This is a genomic window from Thiomicrorhabdus heinhorstiae, assembly GCF_013391765.2.
GTDB lineage: Bacteria > Pseudomonadota > Gammaproteobacteria > Thiomicrospirales > Thiomicrospiraceae > Thiomicrorhabdus > Thiomicrorhabdus heinhorstiae.
On the sequence record NZ_JACBGI020000046.1, the window covers coordinates 1 to 5483 of the forward strand.

The 5483-nt window shown below is 46.2% G+C and carries 4 protein-coding genes; 1 reads left to right on the top strand and 3 read right to left on the bottom strand.

The genetic code is table 11. From position 1 onward, the window contains the following. Positions 1-195: 195 nt before the first annotated feature. Positions 196-639, top strand: coding sequence for a cyanase (gene cynS / locus H8792_RS12265; RefSeq protein WP_185979278.1), 444 nt, complete (start codon positions 196-198; stop codon positions 637-639). A 50-nt stretch (positions 640-689) separates the two neighbouring features. Here the strand turns inward: cynS and H8792_RS12270 are convergent, their stop codons facing one another. From H8792_RS12270 to H8792_RS12280, 3 genes are all read right to left on the bottom strand, one after another. Further along, positions 690-1256 (bottom strand): response regulator transcription factor, encoded by a 567-nt coding sequence (locus H8792_RS12270; protein WP_185979279.1) that lies wholly within the window; start codon positions 1254-1256, stop codon positions 690-692. Beyond that, positions 1249-2607: a sensor histidine kinase gene (locus H8792_RS12275; RefSeq protein WP_185979280.1), complete on the bottom strand. Its 1359-nt coding sequence runs from the start codon at positions 2605-2607 to the stop codon at positions 1249-1251. Before H8792_RS12275 ends, H8792_RS12270 begins: the two co-directional genes overlap by 8 nt. A 220-nt stretch (positions 2608-2827) precedes the next feature. After that, positions 2828-5056, bottom strand: coding sequence for a Calx-beta domain-containing protein (locus tag H8792_RS12280; protein WP_185979281.1), 2229 nt, complete (start codon positions 5054-5056; stop codon positions 2828-2830). Positions 5057-5483 lie beyond the last annotated feature (427 nt).

Here is a 5483-nt window from a genome sequence, read left to right on the forward strand (position 1 = left end):
GGATTAAATGTTAGCAAATGTCTTACAAATAGATACATTTAGATACAAATCGTAAGTAAATGTAAATAAATGTAGGTTTTGAAAAAGATTGTAAACAAGTATTTTTTATGTAAATCAATAAGTTATCTATTTTGGTATAAGCATTGCTCTGTATGAGTGTAACTTTTATAAAATCTCAATGAGAGGAAACACACTATGATGACTAAAGTAGAAATGACAGAAGCAATTGTATTAGCTAAAGTGGAAAAAAACGTGGGCTGGTGTGATATTGCGGAAGCAGCGGGCCTAAGTGAAGTTTATACAACTTCGGCGTGTTTGGGGATGAACCATTTGGATCCTGAACAAGCAGGGAAAGTAGCTGATTTTTTGGGATTGGGTGAAGAAGTAAAAACGGCTTTGGAAGCTTTTCCTCACAAATCTTGGGACAAGTTGGTACCAACCGATCCATTGATTTATCGTTTGTATGAAATTGTCGGTGTTTACGGGCCTACAATTAAAGAGATCATCCACGAGAAATTCGGTGACGGTATCATGAGTGCGATCGACTACACCATGCACATTGATAAAGAAGAAAACCCGATGGGTGATCGTGTTGTCGTAACAATGAACGGTAAATTCCTTCCTTACAAATCTTGGTAAGTTCTTAATTTACTCTCCATTGCTCCGAAAGCCGCTATTTAGCGGCTTTTTTATTTTTCTACCGGGCGTTTTTGCAGTTTTCTTTGTAATGTTCGACGGTGCATGTTCAAGGCCTGTGCCGTAGCGCTGATATTGCCTTCGTGCTCAATTAACGTTTTCTGAATATGTTCCCATTCCAATCGTTTAACCGACATGGGTTGAAACTCGTCACTCTCTTCTTCTAAAACGGCAGCTTCATTGTTTGAGTTCGTTTCGGGATTCAAATCCAATGCTTTTAAAATGTCGCCGATGGATGCCGGTTTGCAGAGGTAATCAATGGCGCCAAGGCGCATGGCTTCAACGGCCGTAGCGACGCTGGCATAGCCGGTTAGAATCAACACTTTGCATTGCGGATGCTTGCTTAACAGCTCTTTCATTAAGTTCAGACCGCTTTCACCATCCAGATTGAGATCGAGGATGGCGTACTGAAAGGTATGCGATTGAAGAAGTGGCAGCGCTTCTTGCGGGGAATGGGCAGTCACGGTGGCAATCTGGTGGTGCTTGAAGGCCTGTTGGAGAATCCGTAAAAAAGTCGGGTCGTCATCCACCATCAGTAGCGGTGTCGTCAGTTCACTCATCGGCTATTTCCTTAAGATTTAAACGATGTACCGGCAGTAGAATTTCGACTTCCAGGCCGGTTTCGTTTTTGTCGGCATCATTGAAAGTCCGATTGCGGAAGTTCAAGTGCCCGTTCATGCGTTGTATGATCATGCGACTTAGAAATACTCCCATTCCTAAACCGTGGCATTCGTTGCAGGGCTGTTGGCCCAGTTCGTTTAACTGCGTTTCTTCAACCCCTCCGCCATGATCCTGGATGGTGATTTGCAGGACATTGTCATTACGGCTCCAGGCAATGCCGATAAAGTCGGGGCTGTATCGGGCGGCATTATCAAGCAGGTTCATCAAGGCCAGTTTAAAGCTCTCGTCGACCTTTAATTCGAAGCTTTCGGTTGGCTGGAGTTGCGGGTCGATATGAATCTGCAGACTGCTCTGCGGTTGAATAAGTGCAAATTCCTGATTGAGATCGGATAAAAATTCGGACAGTAAAATCGAACGCTGCTTGGCATGATGGGTATAGTCGGCACGGTTTCTAAGTGTTTGCAGGGCCTTGTTACACACTTGGAGCTGCTCCGAAAAAATATTCAGATAATCACGTCCTGCTTCACTATCTACTTCATTTTTCAATAACTCCTCGATAAGAGACAGTGTGTTCAGAGGTGTACTGAGCTGGTGGGCCGAAGCGGATGCCAGCCCTGCTACGGAAAGCAGGTATTCGTTCTGCAAGGCCAGATTTCGATGGTGTTCGAGAATCGCTTTCTGTTTTTCCAAGCGGTGTTTTAACGGCAGGATAAATAACGCCAGAAACAGAACCAGTAACATAAAGACCAACATGGAGCCGTGCAGATGCCAGGCGAAGAAAGCCTGCAGGCTGTTCACCTTCATCGACATGATCGGTACGTAGTAGCTGCTAAGGAGCAGGTAGAGGGCTGCCGAGACCATTGCCAGGCTCATAAAGAAACGCGGAGAAAGAATCAGCATTCCGAGGGCCAGCGGCAAGAGCAGCAGGTGGACGAGCGGATTGATGGTTCCGCCGGTTTCATATAGTAAGCCGGTATTAAGGAGCATAATCCAGGTTAGCAGGCCAAACCAAAGGCGATTAAATGCGATAGGGTTTTGCTGGCGGGATCGGTTTTTTCTGCGATAAGCCCAGATATGACTAATGCCGAGTGTCAGGAGCATTAACCCCAGCCAGAGAGAGACGACAGGCAAGGAAAAATGCATTTTTAAATTCAGATAGAACCAGGTCAGGGTTACCAGCCATAGAATCGACAGAAAGCTTAACAGGCTAATGTAATATTTCAGTTCCGTTGGAATTTGTTTGGAGGCTGTCGTATTTTCGGTAAAGGTCGGCAAGGGCTGGCTGTCCAAAGTTGGAGCGCGTAAAACTAATGGCGCTCATTACTAAATCATAGTGCAATATTTTATTGGCACCTTAAGATTTTGACTGCCGTCTTGAATGAGTTGTCAGTATCTCTCAATACTTGATCTTTAGAGAGGTTCTTCTTTTAAGCCTCTGGGTTTCTTTTCATCGATCACTTTTTTTGATCGATAAAAGAAAACGCCGCTGTGGTTAGCGGCGTTGTTTGGTTTAATTTACGGAAGCATTAACCGTAGCGATGGTCTCCGGAATCGGAGGGTGCTCTTCGTACATCTCTTTAAAGCGTTTAACGTAGCTCTCACCTTCGATACCGTGTTCAGGATCGTCGGCGTGCATGCCGTGCACGAAGCTTGGACGGATGCTTTGGTACCGCAGCTCGGCTTCAACGGTGAACGGACCGGTTGCGCCGGTGGTATTCACTTCATAAGTCACAGTGTCCTTACCGTCCGCTCCGGAACCGTCTTTGCCGCTGGCAAAGTTGCTATCCGCGGTTGCCAAGCCGTTGATATCGTCGTCATACATGCCAGGAGTGACCGGGTTTGGATGACGGTTGGCAAGCGTCCAGCCGATTGGCGGAATACGGTTGTCTTTGAGGTATTGGTTGGCGTGCAGCAGAACATGGGTGATGTCGCCGTTGACGTCACCTAAGACCGGTTCGTATATTGCTACTTGAGAAGCATCCGAAATCGTATCGTGATGCGGTTCGTAACAGCTTGAGTAATCGAAACCGGAAGTATGGTCTTTTTCGATTTTCAAACACTCATAGGCGTTAAACTGATCGTCTTTCGCCAACAGTCCGTCATCATCCGTTGCACCCGATTCAAAGACGATGCTGCCGTTGGTGTCGGTGACTTTCAAGTGAACCCACATACGACGCGAAGGGAAACTGGTTGGCAATCTGTGGCCGGTCAGGTTGGTAATGGTCACAGGGATAGACAGGCTACCGCCATTATTGACCGGATTGATTTCCAATGTGGCCGCTCTTGAAAGCATGGATCGGGTTTGCGCGATTTTTTCATCGAATCCGCTTTCAGTGGTTTTATCGGCAATACCCAATTCTTCCATATAGGTTTTCAATAGCCCGAGCAGGTATCCGTTACCACCGACAAACTCGTGTACCGAGAAAGCGCCGTCGGCATCATCATAGGCGGCAGGTCGGTCGGTTGCATTGTTCGGACGGGTGGTAATCGGTGTGGTATAGCCTGGTTCAGGTTCAGCCATGTGGCATTTCTGACAAGTTTGTCCTTCTGCCGGATATTTACTGTTTTTCCAATCCCAGAAAGGCGTCTGTTCCGGGAATTGCGCCATGGAACCGTCTACCAGATAAGGATTACCTTCCAGATCCAGAGTCGGAGTATAGAGGTTGTGACAAGTAGCACACATGGCGGATTCGCGAATATGGGCTCCATGCTCAGGCGTATAAATGGTCTGATTTTGCATAGCCTGACCGATCGGACTTTGGAATGGTCCGAAGATACTTGGAGCAACTCCGTTGTTCTCTTCCTCGGATTTAATGGTGTAATGCCCGCTCATGCTGGCTACTTCACCCAGATTCTGGTCTTGAATTTGGTGGCAGGCAGTACAGGAAATCCCTTCACGAGCGTGAGATTCGCTGATCGCTGTAGCAAACGGATAACCGCCGTCTGGGCTTAAGCCGGTAGGGTCTTCGGTCAGCAGTTCAATATTTTGATGTGCATGCGTTGAAGCCATCGGCGCGTGACAGCGCAGACAGGTATCTTCGATAAAAACTTTTTTATCCGGGAAAATGTGCACTTCTTCTTCAACGACCGCATTGAAGTAAGGATCGTTTAATGAATGTGCCATGACGCTGTGTTTCCACTGAGTCGCCGGGCTGACATCCTTGCCATTGTAATTCATGACTGTTGTTGTGCCGGTATGGCAGGAAGCACAAGTGCTGGCATTGGTAAAGACCCCTTTTACTCCCCAGGTACTGGAGTAGGTCGGATTATTGAACATTTCGCTGTGTTCGCCGTCTAGAAGTGAAATTTCCGCTTCGGCATCCGTAATCGTTGCTTTGACTGCTTCGGAAAGAATGACCTGAAAGCTTTTGATAACACTGGTGTCGCGACCGTCTACCAAGGCAATCGTTGCTGTTTGGCTGGTTTCACCCGGAGCAAATGTCAAGGTACCGTTGGTAGCAACATAGTCGGTTCCGGCGATTGCCGTCGCATCACTGGTGGCATAGTTAACGGTCACGGTTTGGTCGCTGGCTTTTGATAAGGAAACAGTGACGTCAATCGACGTAGCGCTGTCGGTCGCTTGGGCGTCGGCAATCGATATTTCCGGTTGCCCGCTATCGCCATTGCCGTTTCCATTGTCTGCTCCGTTATTTGTTCCACTGCCTCCGCAGGCAGCAAGAGAGGTTAATAATGCCAAAATGAATAGGCGTAACCAGGAAAAGTGAGAAAAAATTTTCATTGCAGATCCTTTTGCCGTTGCGGCTGAAATAGTCTGAATAATTTATGGAAGTCGTTTGACTTAAACATCGGCACGGTATGGTGTTCCTTTAATTATCTGCCTGAAAGGGATTTTGAATAGTTATAAGCGTAGCTTGCATGAATTTAAGCATTGGATTGCAAAACAACAGCATGTATTGGCTTAGAAATTGATGAGCGTCAATTAAATGGCTTTGAATAGGCTTTAGCCATTAAAAATTTTTAAGAGCATTTTTAAAAAAAATGAATGAAAAAGCTATCTGATACAGGCTGCGGAGCAGGATTAAGATTCTTTATAAAGATGCATCAAAAACTAATCGTAAATAAAATTGTTTGAGATCAAGTTTCTCCGGGTAATTGGAGGTGCACACTTATGCTTAGTCGGTAATATATTAAGAACTCTTATAGCT